Consider the following 21275-nt stretch of genomic DNA (forward strand, 5'->3'; position numbering starts at 1 on the left):
TAAGTTCCCTTTTAGCTTACTGTTTTATTGTTCTACAAATCAAGAAGAAGTGAGTTTACAACAAATGGTGTCATTCCAGTCTGGAATCCAGCTTTTTCATAATCATCAAAACGTTGTATTTTAACATAAAATGGCTGCTTTTATGCTTACTAACTTAATAAAATTCCTGGATCCCAGTGGGCTTTGTTGCATCACACTTTATGAGATGGTGATTTATGGTAAATTCATGTAACTATCTCAAATTTAGCCATACCAATATCAGTGAATTTATTAAGCAAATAGCATTTAGTTCTTTTTCTCGATTTATCTCAGATTTATTCCTAAAACTAAATCCGAATATTTGCTTTAATCTTGAGAAAAACCCTTCAATATAAGATCTTTTCCCATAATTTACTTCTTTTTTCCATTCTTTCATGCCATCTTCACCGTATAATTTTATTAACCTAATAGCAGCATTCCTGTCAGACATATAATCTATTTCTGGATGTTCTGCCGCATTGTTTATTGGTGGAATTTTTGTCTTTATATCATATTCGTTACACAACTTATAAAACTTGTGCCTATCACATGCTCTATCTGCATATAGTGCTTTTATGGCATGCTGAAAATCAACTTCTTTTAGCAAATCACAAGCTCCATAGTGATCAGCCGTTACTGTATTTTACAGCTATGGCTTTTTTGTTGTTTATATTCAACATTACGTGCAATTTTCTCGTTTGCTCATAGCCACGATATTTTCTGTCAGTGCTATTTTCCTTCAGGAGTGTTGTTGTATATACTAATTCCTGTACTGTCTATAGCAATTTCGATATCTTCCATATTATTTTCTGCAATCATTTATCTTAATATTAAGTTTCTTTTGATGCTTGTGAATAGCTGCAAATCTCTTCCTATTTGTTGCAAATACCCTTTTATAAACCCGACTGTTTGTCTTAAACCAATTCTAAAGAAACTGACGATTATATGCACCAAAATCACAACTTTATCACTATAAATATAGTTGCCGCCCTGCATTTTTGGACAATTCTCGTACCAATTTTCTATGGCGTCATTGATATAACAAAAAATGCTTCCTCTTTCTTGGAGAAATTTGTTATATTCATGGCAGTTACTGACTCTCATTTTTTGTGGCATATTTTTTCTTCAACAGTTAAATGGCTATTTATAATGAATTTTGTCAGTAACTGCCAGTTCTTTTCACTTGAGCGATGCAACAAAGCCATCCCAGTGTCAAGCACTGGGATGACATCGTAGGGGTGCTGGCCTGATAACCGTCATCCCGCTACTTGTTAGCGGGATCTAGAGATACCGCGAATGAATCGCGGTATGACGGTTCGCGGCGGCATGACGATAAGGTTTATACCTTGTCATCCCAGTGCTTGACACCGAGATTGATTTATCTTGTCTACCTTATTTTGCCACTCCGCTGAACGGATACCATATTATGCAGGTTTAGAATTATGCTTTATTCTTACGTTTATGTCTTGGCCCAATACAATCAATAAGTTAAGCAAGTATTCTAAGGAGAACCCTTCGATTTTTGACCTATTGATTTGAGATACTTTAGGTTGATCAATCTTTAGAGCGTTTGCTGCTTTTTTCTGTGTTGTGTACTTCTTACTTATTAATTGTGCAATGACCTTTATTAATTTCAGTTTTGTATCTTTCACATCCCCCAACTCTACTATTATAGGATAACTTAATTGTAAATTTTGCATAATAATAAAATTCCTTATAAAAAAATTACTTTAGTTTTTCTTCTTTAAATAACACATGCCTTCTGACTACTGGGTCATACTTCCTAAACTCCAGTTTTTTGGTGAGCTTTTTTGGATTACGCTTTTTTACATAAAAATAGCCAGTTGATTTTTCTTCACCAGTTTTTGTTATCTTGATTGCAGTGCTGACTAACTTAACGAGCAAAGAAGCATTTTTTTTCGCCATACTTATAATGATATAATAAATTCTATGCGAGTTTATTACGCAAAATACTAAAAGTCAATCGAATAATGCAGATTGCAAAATCCTTGACAATCAACAGTGCATTAAGTAGCATAAAGTTAACTTCAGAATAAAAAGCAAACGGTAAATAAGTGACAAATAGTGGTAAAAGGGTATTATTGATAGAAAATTCTATCTGTTCTAATGAGGTAAGGGTTGCCTTGTCAATTAATAACAAGGTTGTAGAATTTGAACAAGAATTCAAGGAAAAAAAACAATTAAGAGGTAATATATACGTTGCTTATATAAAGCGTATAGAGCCTTCTTTGCAAGCCGTATTTATTGAATATGGGAAAAATAAGCAAGGTTTTTTGTCTTTTTCCGAGATATCTCTAGATTACTTCAACATTCCAGAAAAAGAAAAGGAAACTATCTTTGAGGGCTACTCAAATGACGATTGTATAGAAGAAGCCTCAGCAAATGTTTCTTCAGATTCTGCAGCTAGTAAGAATGTCAACGGATCAGGTAGTGGTTTTGTAAGAGAGGTACCTTTATATAAAAAATACAAATTACAAGATGTTATTTCAGTAAATCAAAAAGTATTGGTCCAGCTAACTAAAGAGGAACGAGGCAATAAAGGAGCTTCATTTACAACATACATAACTTTAGTGGGTAGATACTGTGTTTTCATGCCAAATTCCATGAGCAAAGGTGGAGTGTCCCGCAGAATTGAAGATGCTAATGTCAGAAAGCAGTTAAAGGAGATACTGAGTTCAATAAACTTGCCAAAAAGATCAGGTTTAATAGTAAGAACTGTTGGTTCAGGAAAAAATAAGAAAGAAATTGAGCAGGATTACAATTACTTATCCTCATTATGGCAGAGCATTCAAAAAAATGCCTTCTCTGTAAACGTTCCATCATTAATTTACAATGAAGCAGATGTAATTATGAGATCTGTTCGTGATTTTTGTAGCGATGGTATAGAAGTTATAGTGTCTGGAAAGGAAGCTTTTGAGGCAGTTAGGCAATATGCTAACAATGCACTAAAAGGTAGTAAGTTGCGCTATAGATTGTATAGAGGTTATGCTCCGATCTTTACTTACTACGGAATCGAAGATCAAATTTCTGAGTTATATAGCAATAGAGTAGAATTGCCATCTGGTGGGTCTTTGATAATAACTTTAACTGAGGCGTTTGTTTCAATAGACGTAAATTCAGGAAAGATGACAGGAGAAGATAGCATAGAAGAAACAGCTTATAGAACCAACATGGAAGCAGTACCTGAAATATCAAGACAGGTGAATCTTAGGGGCCTATCAGGATTAATAGTAGTCGATTTTATTGATATGTTGAAATATCAGTATTGCAGAGCTGTTGAGTCTGCTATAAAGCAAGCGTTTAAAGATGATAAAGCTAAAGTTCAATTTAGCTACATAAATGACTTTGGTTTAATGGTATTTTCAAGGCAAAGAATTAAACCAAACATACAAGAAATTAATACTACAGAGTGTTTACACTGCAAAGGTACTGGAAGAGTAAAATCAAACGAAGTAATTGTTTCATCAATACTAAGGGATTTACAACATATTGCTAACAAGAATCGAAATAAGTCTTTTGATTTAGTAGCACACAGTGCAGTTATAGCGCACATTTTTAATAACAAACGCAATACAGTTTCTACAATCGAAAAAGAGTTTAATATTACATTGAACGTTAGTATTGATAACAGTTTAGATGTAAATACATTTGTTTTAAAACAAGGAGATGATGTTAATTTAAACGGTTATAAGCCATTACAGAACTCTGGATACCAAATTGGGGATAGCAGCAATGAAGAAGCTGATAATTCAAATAAACTACGAGGCAATTTTTGGCTGACTAAGTGGCTTTCGCGCCTTTTAAGTTCTAATAACTAATTAGAAACCTAAATTGGGCTTGTAATTAATGAGCCCTATACTTATATATTCTTATATCAGATAATATTTACAATGGGGTACTCATTATGGGAAGAGCAATAGGCATAGATCTCGGAACAACAAATTCTTGTGTTGCAATAATGCAGGGCAAGGATACAAAGGTAATAGAAAATAAAGAAGGGGCAAGAACTACTCCATCTATAGTTGCATTGACTTCTTCAGGAGAAAGGTTGATTGGTGCTCCAGCAAAAAGGCAAGCAACCACCAATGCAAGTAATACCTTTTTTGCTACTAAGAGATTAATAGGCCGTCAATATAGTGATCCTGAGATGAAAAATCTAAGTGTACCATACAAAGTATTTGCAGCAAAAAGTGGTGATGCATGGGTTAAAACAACTGATAATAAAGAATATTCTCCTAGTCAAATTGGTGCATTTATACTACAAAACATGAAAGAGGCAGCAGAAGCTTATCTTGGAGAGGAAGTAAAAGATGCTGTGATAACAGTGCCAGCATACTTCAACGACTCTCAACGTCAAGCAACAAAAGATGCAGGAAAAATTGCCGGATTAAATGTACTCAGAATAGTAAATGAACCGACTGCTGCAGCACTTGCTTATGGTCTTGATAAGAAACATGGGCACACAATAGTAGTATATGACCTTGGTGGTGGTACATTTGACGTTTCAATACTTGAAATAGGTGATGGAGTTTTCGAAGTGAAAGCAACAAACGGTGATACCCATCTTGGAGGTGAAGACTTTGATAATGGAGTAGTGAGTTATTTACTAGATGAATTCAAGAAAAGTAATGGCATTGATTTGAAAAATGATCCAATGGCTATGCAAAGAATCAAAGAAGCTGCTGAAAAAGCGAAAATTGAATTATCAAGTGCAATGGAAACGGAAATAAATCTACCGTTTATTACAGCTGATGCAAGTGGTCCAAAACACTTAAATATGAAATTAACGAGAGCAAAACTTGAAAGCTTAGTGAATGATTTAATCGAAAGAACTATGGCTCCTTGTAAAAAAGCTCTTGAGGATGCTGGTTTATCTGCTAGTCAAATTGGCGAAGTGGTTCTTGTTGGTGGCATGACTCGTATGCCAAAAGTCATAGAGAAAGTTAAAGAATTCTTTGGCAAAGATCCACATAGAGGAGTTAACCCTGATGAAGTTGTAGCAATTGGAGCTGCAATACAGGCGGGGATCATTCAAGGTGATGTAAGAGATGTGTTACTACTTGATGTGACCCCACTTTCTCTTGGTATTGAAACTCTAGGAGGAGTATTCACTCCACTTATTGAGCGTAATACTACAATTCCTACTAAAAAATCTCAGGTGTTTTCAACTGCAGAAGATAACCAAACAGCTGTTACAATTAAGGTGCATCAGGGTGAAAGAAAACTGGCAGTTGATAATAAGCTACTCGGTCAGTTTAGTTTGGAAGGGATACCTCCTGCTCCGCGCGGAAGGCCACAAATTGAAGTGACATTTGATATAGATGCAAATGGAATAGCACACGTTTCTGCAAAAGATAAAGCTACTGGAAAAGAGCAAAAAATACGCATTCAATCTTCAGGTGGTTTATCTGATAATGAAATAAATCGCATGGTAAAAGAAGCTGAAGAAAAAGCGCAAGAAGATGAAAAGCGCAAAAAGTTTATTGAAGTGAAGAATCAAGCGGATAGCTTAGTCCATTCTACAGAAAAGTCTCTGACAGAGTATGGTGATAAAGTTTCACCAGAAGATAGATCTGCTATTGAAAATGCAGTTAACGAATTAAAAGAAGTTAGTAAATCTGATAACATTGATGACGCTGATTCAATACAGCAGAAAGTTACTAATCTTTCTCAATTATCTATGAAACTTGGAGAAGCTATGTATCAAACATCTCAACAAAATAGTGCTGAAAATGGCTTTTCATCAGAAGGAAATCCAAATGATAAAGAGGAAAAAGTAGTAGATTCTGATTATCAAGACATAGATAATAAAGAAGAGAATAAATAATTGTGATCACTTTTCCTGTCATCCGAGTAGCTGACACTGAGATGACAGGAGGAGCATATTGTTGCTTAAAGAAACCATTATGGACATTATTAAGGCAATAGAAGAAAAGATACGCGATTCGATAGATGTAATTGATATCAACATTATCGATGAATCAGCAAAGCATGCTGATCATTATTTTGCTTCATCTTCAACATTACCTTCGCACATTAAATTAATATTAATATCTGACGGCTTTATTGGAATGAGCGTTCTAAAAAGACACAAGTTGATTTATGAGTTATTGAAGGGTGAGATAGAGCTAATACATGCAATTTCTCTTCACTTGTATACGCAAGATGAGTACAATTTAAAAAATAAATAATAAAAATGTGAAGGAAGAGTCTATATTAGTTAAAGCAGGAAGAAAATTTAATGACTATAAAGGTTCCATGAACCCGCCAGTTTATCATTCTTCTACCATATTATTCCCTACTTACAAGGACTACTTAAATGCAGCAAATGGAGAAAGTATATACGATGTAATCAACGATGGTGTTGCAAGGGATTATAGCTACAGTAATGTTGGTACTCCTACTGTTCATTATCTTTCAAATGCACTGGCTGAAATTGAAGGGAGTGGACAAGCGCTTATTTATCCTTCCGGACTATTTGCACTTACTTTTGCTATTCTAACTTTCGCTAAAGCAGGCTCGCACGTTTTAATTCAAGATAATAGTTATTATAGGCTTAGGAGGTTTGCAGAAAATGAGCTACCAAAAAGAGGAACAGAAGTAACTTTTTATGATCCAACACAGGATATAACTGATTTAATTCAGAGTAATACTTCATTGATAATGATCGAGACTCCTGGTTCTGTAACGTTTGAGATTTCGAATATAGAGCATATAGTAAAAGTTGCTAAGGAACATAAAATTGTGACCGTTTGTGACAATTCATGGGCCACTCCTTTGTTATTTAAGCCGCTTGATTATGGAGTTGATGTTGCACTATATGCGGTGACAAAGTATCTAGCCGGTCACTCAGATTTAGTGATGGGGGCTATTATTGCTGAAGGTGAAATTTTTAAATTGCTTTATGAGAGCTATAAAAATTATGGGGTAACCATTCAATCGCACGACTGCTACCTTGCACATAGGGGACTTAGAACATTGTACACACGTATGAAAAGGCACCAAAATACAGCAATGGAAGTGGCAAAGTGGCTAGAAAAACATTCAAAAATCAAAAAAGTTTTGTATCCAGCACTTCCCTCCCATCCTCAACACGAATTATGGAAAAGTTACTTCAAAGGAGCAAGCGGCACATTCAGTATAGCACTAGATAGAGAATATTCATGTGAAGAACTAAGCTGCATGGTTGATCACATGAAAATTTTTGGTATCGGTGCTTCTTGGGGAGGATGCGACAGTTTGATATTACCAATAGATCGTAGATCTATGTCAAGATCTGTAATGAATTCAGATTATGGTGGAAGTTTTATACGGATATTTTGTGGACTGGAAGATCCTGAAGATTTAATCTCTGATTTAAATGCTGCACTAGCAAGGTTGCCATGTTTGAACACTAAAACTGGCAGATGAAACTGAGAGAATTACTGCATAACATTATTGATGTTAACTTTGATATTGAAATCAAGGGCGTTACATGTAATCCCAATAGAGTAAAGGAAGGTTATCTTTTTGTTTGTGTGTCTGCGGTGTCATTCCAGCGCGTGACGCTGGAATCTAGAAAACCAGCATGTATCCAGATTTTTCCTACTGAATCCCAGTATCACGCACACGACTGTGTAGACGTTGTCATACAAGGAACCAAAAAAGATGTCATCCCAGTGCTTGACTACTTGGATCCAGAAAATTTAATTGCAAATGAACACACTAAGCAATTGCATAATAAAAACTGGATTCCAGTGTCAGCTACTTGCATGACAAATACTCCGAGTTTTGCAGTGCTTGACCACCCAAACCCTCAAGAAATATACAGAGAAATAGTCAGCAGGTTTTATCAATTCAAACAGCCCAAATATGTTGCTGCTGTAACTGGTACAAATGGTAAAACTTCAGTAGTAGAATTTTGCCGCCAGATCTGGCAAAACTCTGGCTATAATGCTGCGTCTATTGGAACACTTGGAACATGCATCAATAATGACAGAGAAGATAATAGCGATAATCTTACCACTCCAGGCGCAGATGACCTTTATTCCACATTATGTGGTATAAATAGTAAGAACGTAGAACAATTAGCATTAGAGGCTTCAAGCCATGGAATTGACCAATACAGAATTCATGGACTTAGGTTCACTGCTGCAGCTTTTACTAATTTCTCGCAAGATCATTTGGACTATCATAAGAGTATCGATGAGTATTTTGAGGCTAAGAAAAGGTTATTTTATGAGGTACTACCAGAGGGAGAAACAGTAATTTTAAATGCGGATATAAATGAGTACCATGCATTGCTTAAAATAGCTGAAAAACGCAGCAACAAAGTTATCACCTATGGAAAAACAGGTTCTGATATTACTTTATTAGAGCAAACACCAACCCCTAATGGTCAATACCTTACAATTAAAATTGGCGATGAAATTTATAACATGTTTTTTCCAGTTTTGGGGCAATTTCAAGCATATAATCTGTTGTGTGCAATTGGTATAGTTACCTCGTCTGGACTGAATTACAGAGAAATATCTATAGGTAAACTCGTTTCTCCACCAGGAAGAATGGAAAAAGTTAAACCTTTTGCATTCGTGGATTACGCACACACTCCAAGTGCGCTTAAACAAGCCCTGTTGTCTTTAAAATGGCACTTCAACAAAAAAATAGTCCTAGTTTTTGGATGCGGTGGCAATCGTGATCGGAAGAAGCGTTCAGAAATGGGTAAAATAGCACAAATGTATGCAGACAAAGTAATAATCACAGATGACAATCCGCGTGATGAAGATCCTGCAAAAATTCGCCACGATATTTTGCTATATTGTCCTAGTGCACTGGAGATAGGGGACAGGAAAGAAGCCATAGAAAAAGGCATAGATATTGCCTATAACGAGGGTATGATTCTGCTGGTTGCAGGAAAAGGACATGAGAAATTTCAAATCATAGGGAATCAAACCTTTGAGTTTAGTGATGTTGAGGTTATTAAAAGTAAAGTTTTATCTTGACCTATATACTCTGACCAATTTCCTGTACAGAGCTCTCTGTTCCTTCCATTTTAGTGTTAGGTTTTGACATTACGTACGCAATGCAAACAGATACTAATGCAATGGATACAGATATACCAATAGTTACTAGTATAGGTAATTCAACAATGTATCCAATACCCGCCACTATCAATGCAGTTGCAATACCACCTACAGCAATCATTTTTGCTTGCCTTTTTTTCTTACATTCCATTTCTCTCTTATGTTTTTCTTCTTCTGCTTTCTTTAAAGCAGCAGCATTTTCCTTATGCTTCTCTTCTTCTGCTTTCTCCAAGACAGCAATCACCTCTTTGTCTGTAGCAAACATACTGGGAATGGAATTATTATTATCTAGTGCTAAAGGACTAGCTCCTTTATTTAACAGGCACCTCACTGCATTTATATGATTATTAGTAGCAGCAAAATGCAGCGGTGTTGAGCCAAGTTTAGAACATGAGTGAATATGTGCTCCTTGCTCCAGTAGTAATTCTATTATTTCCGTATTACCGCTGCTAGCGGCACAATGCAGAGCAGTGTGTCCACCACCATCGCGTGTACTAACCTCTGCACCTTTCTCCAGTAGACGTCTTACTGTTTTTACTAAGCCTTTATGAGCAGCAATGTTTAACGCAGTAGTATAATACCTAGAAGCATGGGTAATCTCTTGCCGTATTTCAAATAAATGATCTATGTGAAAATTAAGTCTTTTCCACTGATTGTATGTATCTTGGTTACATGCGAGCAGCTTTTGCTTAATTTCTTCAATTATGTCACTTTCTTTTGATTCTTGCTCTATTTCTTGGAATATAGCATCAATTTCTTGCTCTTTTATACTCATACGCTCCCCAACAACTATTCAACTATAAATTATAATTTTATGGATATAGTAAAAGCAAGCCAAGATTTTATGTAATAGCCTCACAATCATTCACCGTTCTTGCAAGTGATAGCACTCTCACTTCTTTTGCACCGGAGTTTAAAATTTCCTGAGAGCAAGATCTTACAGTTGCTCCGGTTGTTACCACATCATCAACTAATATCACGATTTTATTTTCGATAATTTTCTTGTTGCTTGTTTTAAAAGCCTTCTTTAAATTTTTTTCACGCTGTTTAAGTGAAAGACCAGCTTGAGGCGCAGTATGGCGAAGGCGTTTTATTGCAAATGGCGTATAGGATAAATTGGACAACTTACTCAATTCTTTTGCAAGCAGTGCTGCTTGATTATATTTACGTTTAAACAAGCGCATTTTATGTAACGGTATAGGGATTATGATCTCTGCGTTCTGAAATGTATCCTGATTAGCTTGGTGTATCCACTTTGCATAGATTTTTACGTAATTCAAATTATCAAAAAATTTGAAATTTATAATCATGTTTCTACTATGTTGATCATAAGCAAAAACTGATCTTAATACTTTAAACGGTGGAGGATTGATGATGCACTTACCACACGTATAAATATTGTCTGAGATTACTACGCCACAAACATTGCAGTAATGCTTAGTTAGAAAATTGATTTTTTTGTTGCATTCACTACACAGATTAAGATTTTCATCAATGATACATTCGCAACTTACGCATACGCTTGGAAATATGAGATTTGTAGCTTTTTTTAGTAAGAGAAGGTTCACAACTCATTAAATATATTATAAAATAATTTATATAGTATAGCTAAAGTAACTTAAGCTTACACTCTTTCACTTTTTATTCCATTTCAATATAGTTCAAACTGAGCCACTGCTGGGTGCTGTAGCTAGTGCAAGTCAGGTTTTCCTACGTCATACCGCCGCGGTATCTCTAGATCCCGCTAACAAGCAGCGGGATGACGAATTTGTCGTTTATCAAATCGTCGGTAAACCTAAGTCACTTTAGTTATAGTATCAAACATAAAGGTTGCAATATTATGTTGGCTGCTAAAATAGCACCAAGTGCACACAATGAATACACTTTCTCTGCCCTGTGACCCACGTTTATCATTATCTTGATAATACTTGTTATAATTGTCTTTACTCTCAACTCCACAAATTACATCTTTCACAGGTCCTAGCACATTATCAACGTAACGTACAGATTTATAGAAACTATTTTCTGGAACTAGTGTGTTATCTTCTGCTTTCTTAGCAGGTACAACTCCATATTCAACGTACCTTCTAAAGTATCGATATACTGACATTCTTATCTCCAAATCATAAATATGCAACCTAGCCTAATATAATTAAGAAATAGTTTATAATAAATACGTTTTAAGATACCTGCCTGTAACACTTTCTGGAATTTTTACCACTTCTTCTGGAGTTCCAGTAGCAATCACTTCTCCGCCTTTTATTCCGCCCTCTGGTCCGATGTCTATTATATAATCTGCAGTTTTTATAACGTGCAAATTGTGCTCGATAACTATAACAGTGTTTCCCAGATTGACTAATCTATGGAGTATTTTTAGTAAGTTATTTATATCTTCAAAGTGTAATCCAGTTGTTGGCTCATCAAGAATATACAATGTTCTTCCGGTAAATCGTTTTGATAGCTCTTTGGACAGCTTTATTCGTTGTGCTTCACCCCCAGACAACGTTGTTGACGACTGTCCGAGTTTTATATAGCCAAGCCCTACTTCCTGCAAAGAAACCAACTTTTCTTTTACCATTGGAAGGTTTTCAAAAAAATCACAAGCCTGATCTATCGTCATATCAAGCACATCAGAGATTGATTTTTCTTTATAAGTAACTTCCAATGTTTCCCGATTATACCTTCGCCCTTTACATTGCTCACACTTCACATAAACGTCCGGTAGAAAATGCATCTCTATCTTTAAGTGCCCATCACCTTTACAAGCCTCACACCTTCCCCCTCTGGTATTAAATGAAAACCGGCCTATATTATATCCCCTTGCTTTTGACTCCGAAAGACCTGCAAACCAATTTCTTATATGAGTGAACATACCAACATATGTTGCTGGATTTGACGCAGGAGTTCTACCAATTGGCGACTGATCAACTTCTATAACTTTATCTATATATTCAAGGCCTTCTATTCTATCACACTGACCATACCTTGCAGACGAATGATGTATCTTATGTGCTGAATATTTATATAACGTTTCTATGACTAAACTTGATTTTCCCCCTCCTGATATTCCAGTAACACAAATAAGATTCCCTATAGGAAATTTAACGTTTACATTTTTTAAGTTATTTTCACATGCATTTATTACTTTTATGAACTGAGTTGCTTGCTTTCTTCTCCTTGGAATTAAAATTTTTTTCTCTCCACTCAAATATTGCCCTGTTATGCTCCCTGAATTTCTTTGCACCTGGTCTGGTGTTCCTTCTGCAACAACTTTTCCACCATTTACGCCAGCTCCAGGACCAATATCAATCGCATAATCAGCAGCCATTATTGTATCTTCATCATGCTCAACAACGATTACAGTGTTACCCATGTCTCTTAAGTTTTTTAGTGTGGCAATTAACCGATCATTATCACATTGATGAAGGCCAATCGAGGGTTCATCAAGAACATATAAAACCCCCGTTAATCCTGAGCCAATTTGCGAAGCAAGTCTGATCCTCTGACTCTCACCGCCAGAGAGAGTGCTAGATTCTCGATCAAGCGTTAGGTAATTCAACCCTACATTCTTTAAAAATGTTAGCCTCTTGATTATTTCACTTAGTATTTTATTTGAGATTTGCTTCTGTTGTTCTGTGAGCTTGTCTGGCAAATTTTCAAACCACTTAAGGGATTCATCGATACTAAGCCCTGATATTTCACCTATATGTTTGCTATCAATTTTTACTGTAAGCGCTTCTTTTCTCAATCTATAGCCAGTGCATTCTCTGCAGTGAGTGACAGAGCAATATCGCTCAACAAGTGTTTCATCATAATCCATCTGGTTCTCCAAGATACTGATCAAACCTTGAAATTTATTAGAGCCAAAGAGTATCATATCTTTTACTTCTTGATCTATGTTCTTCCACGGAATATCAAGGTTAAATTTGTAGTTTTCAGCCAGTGATAGAATTGCACTTTTTAGAAATCCATAACCTGTGTGCACTTGGCGGAACATTGATCCCACTGGCTTTAAAGCACCCTCAGATATTGAAAGAGTTTCATCCGGTACTATTAGCTTTATATCAACACTTAGTTTTTTACCAAGCCCATTACACGAACCACATGCACCGTAAGGGCTGTTAAAAGAAAATAATCTTGGTTCTATTTCCTCAAGAGTGAAACCAGACTCGGGGCATGCAAAATTCTCTGAAAAAGTCAGAATTTGACCATTTTTATACTCGGAATTATGGTTGTCAGGTAGGTTTACTATTTCTACATACATTAGACCATTACCAAGTTTTAGTGCGGATTCTATACTACTTGGCAGTCGATTTCCTATATCGCCCAATATTGATATTCTATCTGCAACCACAAAAACGTCGTGTTTCTTGTTCTTATCGAGTTTAGGCAAGTCATCTACATTGTACACTTCACCATCTATTTTGAACCTTACGTAACCTTGTCTTTTAATTTCCAATATCTCTTTAAGATGTTCTCCCTTTCTACCACGCACAACAGGGGCAAGTATATATATCTTAGTTTCTAAAGGTAACGCAATTATAGTGTCTACAATTTGAGACACCGTTTGTTTTGTTATTGGTAATCCAGTTGCAGGTGAATAAGGAACTCCTATTCGTGCATATACTAAGCGCAAGTAATCGTAAATTTCGGTAACAGTTCCAACTGTTGACCTTGGATTTTTTGAGATCGATTTCTGGTTGATAGATATTGCAGGAGAGAGACCTGTAATCGACTCAACATCTGGTTTATCCTGAATGTTGAGAAATTGACGCGCGTAAGCTGACAGGCTTTCAACGTACCGGCGTTGGCCTTCTGCATAAATCGTATCAAATGCAAGGCTAGACTTGCCAGAACCACTTAGCCCAGTTATAACAACTAGCTTATTTTTCGGTATATTGACGTCTACACCTTGCAGATTATGTTCCCTTGCGCCCTTAACTCTGATAAAATCGTCCATATTATACCATATAACGTATTAACCATTATAGCCTCAAAATACGTGAATTTATAGTGATATATTGATTTTCTATTGATTTTTTCAACTGTTACGGAAAATTAGGCAGCGTTTGATAAATCGTCATTCCGCTACTTGTTAGCGGCTGAGATACCGCGACGGTATGACGGTTAAGTAGGCCAGTGCCCCTATGATGTCATCCCAGTGTCAAGCACATAGCTGTACGAACGTTGTAGTTTAGGAGCAATTCCCACCAGTGGGCCAGTGCCCAGACACTGGTTCTATGCAACTTAATTAAAAACGTTTGTTTTAGCGTAAGACAACTACCTTTAGCTCATCAGCTCAGTTATAAGCAAAATTTCTGGATTCCAGACTGGAATGACACCATTTGCTGTGCAATTTACCTTCAAAAATGAATGTTCGTACAGCTATGTGTCAAGCACTGGGATGACACCATTCTTTTTTCTGGATTCCAGACTGGAATGACACCCCCCTGATAGGCTCAAATCATAATGTTTGTACAGTTGTGGGTTTAGGCTACCTATAAATTCTAAACTGTTGTTACGCACCAAATACACCCCTAGGACCCAAAGTCAGTTTAGCTATATCAGAAAACAGGTTATGTGGAAATCTTAAAATACTTCTTGTTTGCCAAGCAAAATAAATACATTCCTACAAACAAACAGATGCTCAATACTGACGCATAAGAAAACTTAAAAATTAAGTCTCTAGTATATATTGATAGGCATTTACCTGCAGAAAATTTGTATAGTAATCCAACACATACAACGGCACTATCAACCACTGATGCTATAATTAAAGTAATGAAATTTGCCATATGAAAATTCAACTTGGACTTCAATTTTTCAAAAATAATTATGCTTGAGAGAAGAGATACTAAAATTGCAGTATATGAAATCAATATCATCAAATTAAAACTTTGCCATTTAAAAACACAACATAGCGCTGTACACACTATTAAGTTGTACGTAGCTTTGCTTCTGCCATAAAATTCAACCATTGAATTTACAACTAAAGCAGCTCCCACAAATAAGGCAGCACATATCATCAATTTATTTGAAGTGTTGAGTAAAGAAAGACTGATAAACAGGAGTATCGATAAAATAGACATAATTACCTACCCAAAATTAATAACATACATTCATTCTAAATAAACATTACATATAGTAAAAGAGTTATTTAGCATAATAAGAAAAATATTTTATATTAGCATGCCACATCTTTCAGATCTACTTTTAAAACATCCTTTATGTTTAGCACCTTTTTCTCTGTTACTTTGCCAATACATGAATAAACTGCACCTTCAAACAATTCTTCAAACCTCTTCTGATTTTGTGGTGCAATAGTAACCAAAATTCTACTTTGCGATTCAGAAAACATTATTATCTTGTTTATTATGTCTGTATTTTGTATTTTTCCTATTGGCACTAGTGAAAGATCGATTTCAGCACCAAGGTCTCCTGCAATTAGCGATTTTGCCAGAGCAATAACTAATCCGCCTAAGTTTGGTGCAATTGCAGAGGCAATTATGCCATCTTTTATTGCCTGGTTGTAACGCTCATACAACTTCCTAGCGCTCTTTGCATCAACTTTTGGTACGTTGTTATTACCTATTCCACTATATAACTGATATTCAGATCTACCAAGTTCATCAAGTGTTTCTCCAAGCACATATATCAAGTCCCCTGGCATTTTTACATCAAGCGATACCGCATTTTCAATATTTTCTATAATTCCAATTGCTGAGATGAGTAATGAAGGTGGTGCAGAGATTATCACTTTCTCGCCATTTTCATCATATCCCTTGAAGTCATTGAACATACTGTCTTTTCCGGATATGAATGGTGTTTTAAATGCAGTTGCGAAGTCGTAACAAGCCTCTGCAGCTTTCTTTAGTTGCCACAACCTTTCTGGATTATAAGCATCACACCAACAAAAATTGTCGAGCAACGCTAGATGATTTATATTTCCTCCTGCGGCTACATAGTTGCGTATCGCGGTGTCAATTGCACATGCTGCCATGTGGTAGGTGTCAATTTCTCCATAACTTGAGCCAAATCCTTGCGATTTTACAACACCTTTATTTGAAGAAAGGATTGGCCTTGAAACAATAGCTTCACTGCACACTCTTCCCTTGCCCTGCAGTGGTTTCAGCACTGACGACCCTTGAACCTCATGGTCATATTGCACCACTATGAACTCTTTGCTGCAAATGTTTGGTCTGCTCAGCATTTCTTTTAGTTCAATTGCTAAAGAAGGCGAACTTGTTGTCATTCCAGCGCATAGCGCTGGAAGCCCCTTAGACCACGGTTTCGTCTGTAAATGCACTTTGGGATTACCATCATGCAGAAATTCAGTTTCGATGTCCATTATTACTGTCCCTTCAGGACATTTAACAACAGCTTTACCACTCTCATTAAACTCTCCAATCACACAAACCTCCACATCATGTTTTTTCATGATTTGCTTAAACATAGGGAGATTTTCTTCTGGCACTGCTAAGGTCATTCTCTCTTGTGATTCTGATATCCATATTTCCCACTGAGCCATACCATCGTTTTTAAGGAGAACCTTGCTCAAATCAACTTCAAATCCGTCTTTTCCCATTTCACCAATAGACGACGACAGCCCACCTGCTCCGTTATCCGTTATTGCATTATAAAGATCAAGATCTCTTGCTTTTATGACGGCATTGGATAATTTTTTTTGTGTTATAGGGTCACCAATTTGCACAATTGTTGAAGGGCTATTTCCCGATAAAGCCTCTGAAGAGAACGTTGCACCGTGAATTCCATCTCTTCCAACTCTTCCGCCAATAATTACAATCTTATCGCCATTTTTTGGTCCTTTAATGTGTGAAGGTGCATTATTTATATTGCGTGGAATAATTCCAATGCTTCCGACAAAAACTAATGGCTTGCCACAAAATCTATCGTCGAAATATACCGATCCAAGTTGTGTTGGAATACCAGAGCAATTACCAGCAACATTAACACCGTGAATCACTTCTTTCATTATATATTTTGGCGGTAAGATCTCATCAGTGCGCTCTTTATCCCTATAAAATTTGCCTTTTGCTTCTTTGGCAAAGCAAAAGTAATAGGTATTCATTATAGGCTCTGCGCCTTTCCCGAAACCCACTATATCGCGATTAACTCCAAGCACTCCGGTCATTGCTCCACCAAATGGATCAAGAGCTGAAGGGCTATTGTGAGTTTCAACTTTATCTACAATCAAGTAATCGTCATCAAAAATTATTCCTCCTGCGTTGTCGGAGAAAACTGACACGCATATGTCAGAATTTATCTCACGCGTTGCACGCTTAATATAATGAGCATATAGACCGTCTTTTATTTCATCAATAGGGGAGCAAAAAATATTGTGTTTACAATGTTCAGACCAAGTCTGTGCCAGAGACTCAAGTTCAATATCATATGGATTTCTACCAAGTTTTTTAAAGTAATCCTTTATAGCTTTCATTGCTGCCAGCGAGAGCCCTAAAGTGCCATTACCATCGATTCCATCTCTGCTGATTTTTTCAAGTTCTTGGTCACTTACATTTAAATCAACAGATTTAGCCCCATTACTACTTGATATCACTCCAGTGCTCTCTTTTGTCATCCCAGCCTTTTTTTCTGTCATCCCAGTGCTTGACACTGGGATCCATTCTTTTTTTTCCTGGTCACGCGCTGGAATGACACCGGAGTAGGTATTTAATGACTTATATTTACCATAATATTTCCAGCTATAGTTATTATTTTCTTTACAGATAAGTGTGCAATACTCAGTGATGGGGTTGAACCCTTGTTTTATATCATCTTCGGTTGGTAAATCTCCTTGACTTAGAATCAATTTTGAACTTCTTGCTTTGATCTCAATTGGTGTCATTCCAGCGCGTGACGCTGGAATCTGCGTTTTCTCTTTCTGGATCCCAGTGTCAAGCACTGGGATGACAGGCTGGTCGATATAGCCTTTGCTTATTAAATACTCTCTAACAATTTGTTTCACTGTGTTGCCTACATTATCGGTCATGCCAGGTAGGAAGCTTATTTCCAAGCCCCACTTTGCTTGTGGTTCTATGAAATCATACGGAACTTCTTCAAGGTTTTCATTGTAGGAATAATAACGGCAGTCTTGTATGACTTTATTATAAAATAGCCCGCAAATTTCTTCATATAATTTGGATGGTAATTCTTTGCGTATGTAAATCGAGTAAACGTTGACTAACCATCTGCAGCCAATTTGCTCGCATTTATTTAAAACTTCTATTCTAATGTTTGCCATGTAATGTTATAAAAAATTTTAATATATAATAGCATACAAGCACGTTTATATTTTGAATAATTTCTATACAATAAAATATTGTATTAATTGTTACTGTTAGTGGGAAGAGTTTTTACCGTTAATGTGGATGAATCTCTTTTTGATGTGCTGGTTCAGCACATATTTTCTGAATATGAAAGAGAAAAAATTCCTGAAGTAAAAATCATACTTCCTTGCAAGAGGGATGTGATAGCGCTGCTGAGTGCATTCAAGAATCATAACGCTAAAAAATGCATAATTTTGCCAGAGATAGTTTCGCTAGAGAATATTGATGAGGAAGATTTAATATTAAATCTTGATAGGGTTAAAGTTATCAAGCCAACAAAAAGGACACTGCTACTCATTCAATTCATATTGGAGTGGAATAGAAAAAATAATGATAATTTTCCAATTGATTTAGCTTATAGCCTGCCATCACTGCTTGATAAAATTCAATCTACCCAAACAACGGATTGTTATCAATTTGATGAACATTCAAAAAAAATAGAGAATTTCATAAGCTTACTCACTGAGACTTGGAGTAAAACTTTAAAAGATTTAGAAGTAGTAGATATATTAAAACATAAGAGTGATTACATAAACAATATGATAATCTCTTTACAAAAAGACCAATATATAATCTTTGTTGGAATTGGAAAGGATAAGTCGTTAATTAGGGCTATATATGATCTGCCATTTGGAAAAATAATTTTGCCTAACTTGAATTTGAAAATTAAAGAGAAAGACTGGAAATCGCTTGATAAAAAACATTATCAATATTGCCTGAAAGATCTGCTCGATTATTTAAAAGTGGATAGAAGGGATGTGAGTTTTCTGCCAGAAGCGTGTTCTCCAGTGCCCAGACACTGGGATCCAGAAAACTTAACTTTAAATGAGCGCACCAGGTGGCTGTATAATGAAAACTGGATCCCAGTGTCAGCTACTTGGATGACAGAAGAAAGGGCTGGGATAACAGGAAGTCCTGAGGAATATCTAGATTACGTCTTTGATACAACTGCCGATCTAAGCAAAGTTAGTAGTGGACATGTTGGCAATATTGAAGTCATCACTTGTGATTCCAGAGAGGAAGAAGCACAAGTGACATCATTAATTATAGAAAATGAAGGTTATGAAAACATTTCTTTGGTCGTCTTTGATAAATTACTTGCAGCTCGTATAGCATGTTTATCAAGGCAACACAGTGCCATACCGGAAAATTACCCTTATATAACGCTTCTGCTTTATAGTATCGAAGTTTTGACCTCAAATTGGAGCAGTGTGTCATTACTTTCGCTCCTTAAACATAGGCTAGTGACTTTTGGTTACACTCAAGAAGAGTACACTCGGATTTTATCTGAATTTGAAATAGAGATATTACGCAACTTTAGTACAAATGGTCTGAGCGATATTATAAATGCTATCAATGCCCATAAAAAGCTAAAATACAAAGAAGATATATTACTTATTATCAGTAAGTTAGAGGTTATATTTAATCCTTTACTTCGTTCTATAAATTGCTCTATTTTCGATGTGGTAGCAACTCATTTGCAGTGTATTAATATATTATCTGGTATAAATTTTTCAGAGCTAAATAGTGAAATAGGTAATTTTACCTGTAATTTCTCAAATGCATGTGAGGGTGTAGGAATTAAATGCTCCTTAGAGTTATATAGCCAAATTCTGACCTTATTTTTAGAGAAAGAGTTTTTCTTTGTAGCAAGTGACTTGAATAAATTCAGCTTATATCACAACAAAGTTGTAATACTTGCTGGATTTAATGAAGCGCCAAGCTTTCAAAGTCCGCTTTTGAATGCACTTACGAGAGAAAAATTTAATCTTCCTTCTGCACAAGAAGAGCAGGGGTATTTTTTTTATACTTTACACAATTTGTTTTGTGCAAGTAAGGTTTATATTACAAGATCGCTAAGCCATAGAAAGCCAATTCTATTGCAGCGTTTGGAAATTCTACTCAAGGAGGGGAAGCAGCCGTATCGTGATTGGCTAAGGATATTAAATACGCCTGAATGTACTGTTCCATGTACTCAGCCTATGCCAAAACCTCAAACCGAAGTTAGAAAAGAAAAAATGCAGGTGATGTCTTGCAGTGCAATAGAAAAGCTAATTCGTAATCCTTATTCATTTTACGTTGAATATATACTGGGTCTTAAACAATTAAGAGACTTGAATTTCAAGCCATCGATATTGGAATTTGGCACTATGGTACACAACATTCTTGCAAGATATTTACGCAACAAAAAATCTCCAATGAGCATTGCACGAGAAGCATTCTCGACTAGTCAGTTTAATTTTTCAAATATGTGGTGGGTAAGACTACAAAAGATAATTCAATCTTTTGTCGAATTTGATGAAACTCGAAGCAATTATGTTGAGTTGGAAAAGAACTTTTCCTGTCCGATATTTCATATTCCAGCGCGTGACACTGGTTCTTGTGATCAGTATGAAACTGCTTGGATGACAAATAAGCCACAAGAAATTTCACTGATAGCAAGATGTGATAGAGTTGAGTATCTACCAAGTGGGCAAGTGGCAATTATAGACTATAAGCTTGGTACACCACCTTCCAATGAAGAAGTAATGTCGGGATTTTTTCCGCAATTAATTTTACAAGCCTTAGCGGTAGAACATATAACAAAAAGAGAAGTCTCAGAACTTGCTTATTGGAAACTTGATTATGATAAAATAAAAGTTATTTCTATACAAAATTATAGATACAAAATGCAAGAATTAAAAAATGATCTGCCTGGTTTTTTATCTCACTATTTAAGTAATTCCACACCCTTTATTGCCTCTCCATATTTTGATAAATTCCTGAGATTTAACAGCTATAAACAGCTAGAAAGGGTAGGAGAGTGGTTGTAAATGGTGTCATCCGA

General features: G+C 36.0%; 14 protein-coding genes and 2 pseudogenes. 7 read left to right on the forward strand and 9 right to left on the reverse strand.

Annotated elements, in window-relative coordinates; genetic code table 11:
- Nucleotides 1-224 precede the first annotated feature (224 nt).
- Nucleotides 225-1068 (reverse strand): annotated as a pseudogene (locus ACJZL3_RS03390) (IS5 family transposase).
- On the opposite strand from ACJZL3_RS03390, the gene ACJZL3_RS03395 reads away from it, so the two are divergent.
- On the forward strand, nt 964-1254 hold the full coding sequence (locus tag ACJZL3_RS03395; RefSeq protein ID WP_233641017.1) for a hypothetical protein: 291 nt from the start codon (nt 964-966) through the stop codon (nt 1252-1254). The pseudogene ACJZL3_RS03390 and the gene ACJZL3_RS03395 overlap by 105 nt on opposite strands.
- Before the next feature lie 188 nt (nt 1255-1442).
- Here the strand turns inward: ACJZL3_RS03395 and ACJZL3_RS03400 are convergent, their stop codons facing one another.
- Together ACJZL3_RS03400 and rpmG are read right to left on the reverse strand one after the other, a co-directional pair.
- On the reverse strand, nt 1443-1670 hold the full coding sequence (locus ACJZL3_RS03400) for a helix-turn-helix domain-containing protein (protein WP_264339655.1): 228 nt from the start codon (nt 1668-1670) through the stop codon (nt 1443-1445).
- 73 nt (nt 1671-1743) lie between these two features.
- Entirely contained in the window at nt 1744-1944 is a 201-nt protein-coding gene (rpmG, locus tag ACJZL3_RS03405) for a 50S ribosomal protein L33 (protein ID WP_010082633.1), read from the reverse strand.
- 149 nt (nt 1945-2093) lie between these two features.
- Here rpmG and ACJZL3_RS03410 point away from each other — a divergent pair, with 149 nt between their 5' ends.
- The 5 genes and pseudogenes from ACJZL3_RS03410 to ACJZL3_RS03430 all read left to right on the forward strand — a co-directional run bounded on the left by ACJZL3_RS03410 (nt 2094) and on the right by ACJZL3_RS03430 (nt 9020).
- Nucleotides 2094-3857, forward strand: coding sequence for an Rne/Rng family ribonuclease (locus ACJZL3_RS03410; RefSeq protein ID WP_095742804.1), 1764 nt, complete (start codon nt 2094-2096; stop codon nt 3855-3857).
- 86 nt (nt 3858-3943) lie between these two features.
- The gene (gene dnaK, locus ACJZL3_RS03415; RefSeq protein ID WP_010962930.1) at nt 3944-5866 is read left to right on the forward strand and encodes a molecular chaperone DnaK; all 1923 of its coding nucleotides are present in this window, start codon (nt 3944-3946) and stop codon (nt 5864-5866) included.
- 79 nt (nt 5867-5945) lie between these two features.
- Complete coding sequence (locus ACJZL3_RS03420) at nt 5946-6230, forward strand: BolA family protein (protein WP_010962929.1); 285 nt, start codon at nt 5946-5948, stop codon at nt 6228-6230.
- Nucleotides 6231-6237: 7 nt separating this feature from the next.
- Nucleotides 6238-7471: pseudogene (metC, locus tag ACJZL3_RS03425) on the forward strand (cystathionine beta-lyase).
- Nucleotides 7446-9020 carry a UDP-N-acetylmuramoyl-L-alanyl-D-glutamate--2,6-diaminopimelate ligase gene (locus tag ACJZL3_RS03430; protein ID WP_070356941.1) on the forward strand — a complete coding sequence of 525 codons (1575 nt, stop codon included), beginning with the start codon at nt 7446-7448 and terminating at the stop codon, nt 9018-9020. Before metC ends, ACJZL3_RS03430 begins: the two are co-directional and overlap by 26 nt.
- A 1-nt stretch (nt 9021) precedes the next feature.
- On the opposite strand, the gene ACJZL3_RS03435 is transcribed toward ACJZL3_RS03430, so the two are convergent.
- From ACJZL3_RS03435 to ACJZL3_RS03460, 6 genes are all read right to left on the reverse strand, one after another.
- On the reverse strand, nt 9022-9876 hold the full coding sequence (locus ACJZL3_RS03435; protein ID WP_182282677.1) for an ankyrin repeat domain-containing protein: 855 nt from the start codon (nt 9874-9876) through the stop codon (nt 9022-9024).
- A 67-nt stretch (nt 9877-9943) separates the two neighbouring features.
- Nucleotides 9944-10669, reverse strand: coding sequence for a ComF family protein (locus ACJZL3_RS03440; RefSeq protein ID WP_208571762.1), 726 nt, complete (start codon nt 10667-10669; stop codon nt 9944-9946).
- Nucleotides 10670-10896: 227 nt separating this feature from the next.
- The gene (locus tag ACJZL3_RS03445) at nt 10897-11238 is read right to left on the reverse strand and encodes a hypothetical protein (RefSeq protein WP_265023648.1); all 342 of its coding nucleotides are present in this window, start codon (nt 11236-11238) and stop codon (nt 10897-10899) included.
- Nucleotides 11239-11265: 27 nt separating this feature from the next.
- A complete protein-coding gene (gene uvrA, locus ACJZL3_RS03450) occupies nt 11266-14061 on the reverse strand; it encodes an excinuclease ABC subunit UvrA (RefSeq protein ID WP_095742771.1) in 2796 nt (931 codons plus the stop codon).
- A gap of 616 nt (nt 14062-14677) precedes the next feature.
- Nucleotides 14678-15190: a hypothetical protein gene (locus ACJZL3_RS03455; RefSeq protein WP_022626376.1), complete on the reverse strand. Its 513-nt coding sequence runs from the start codon at nt 15188-15190 to the stop codon at nt 14678-14680.
- Between the two features lie 95 nt (nt 15191-15285).
- On the reverse strand, nt 15286-18363 hold the full coding sequence (locus tag ACJZL3_RS03460; RefSeq protein WP_419198951.1) for a phosphoribosylformylglycinamidine synthase subunit PurL: 3078 nt from the start codon (nt 18361-18363) through the stop codon (nt 15286-15288).
- A gap of 99 nt (nt 18364-18462) precedes the next feature.
- Between ACJZL3_RS03460 and ACJZL3_RS03465 the strand changes: the two genes are divergently transcribed.
- Nucleotides 18463-21261 carry a WPE palindromic element domain-containing protein gene (locus tag ACJZL3_RS03465; protein WP_419198952.1) on the forward strand — a complete coding sequence of 933 codons (2799 nt, stop codon included), beginning with the start codon at nt 18463-18465 and terminating at the stop codon, nt 21259-21261.
- The last annotated feature ends 14 nt before the right edge of the window (nt 21262-21275 follow it).

Source organism: Wolbachia endosymbiont of Rhagoletis cingulata (assembly GCF_048537655.1).
Lineage (GTDB): Bacteria > Pseudomonadota > Alphaproteobacteria > Rickettsiales > Anaplasmataceae > Wolbachia > Wolbachia pipientis.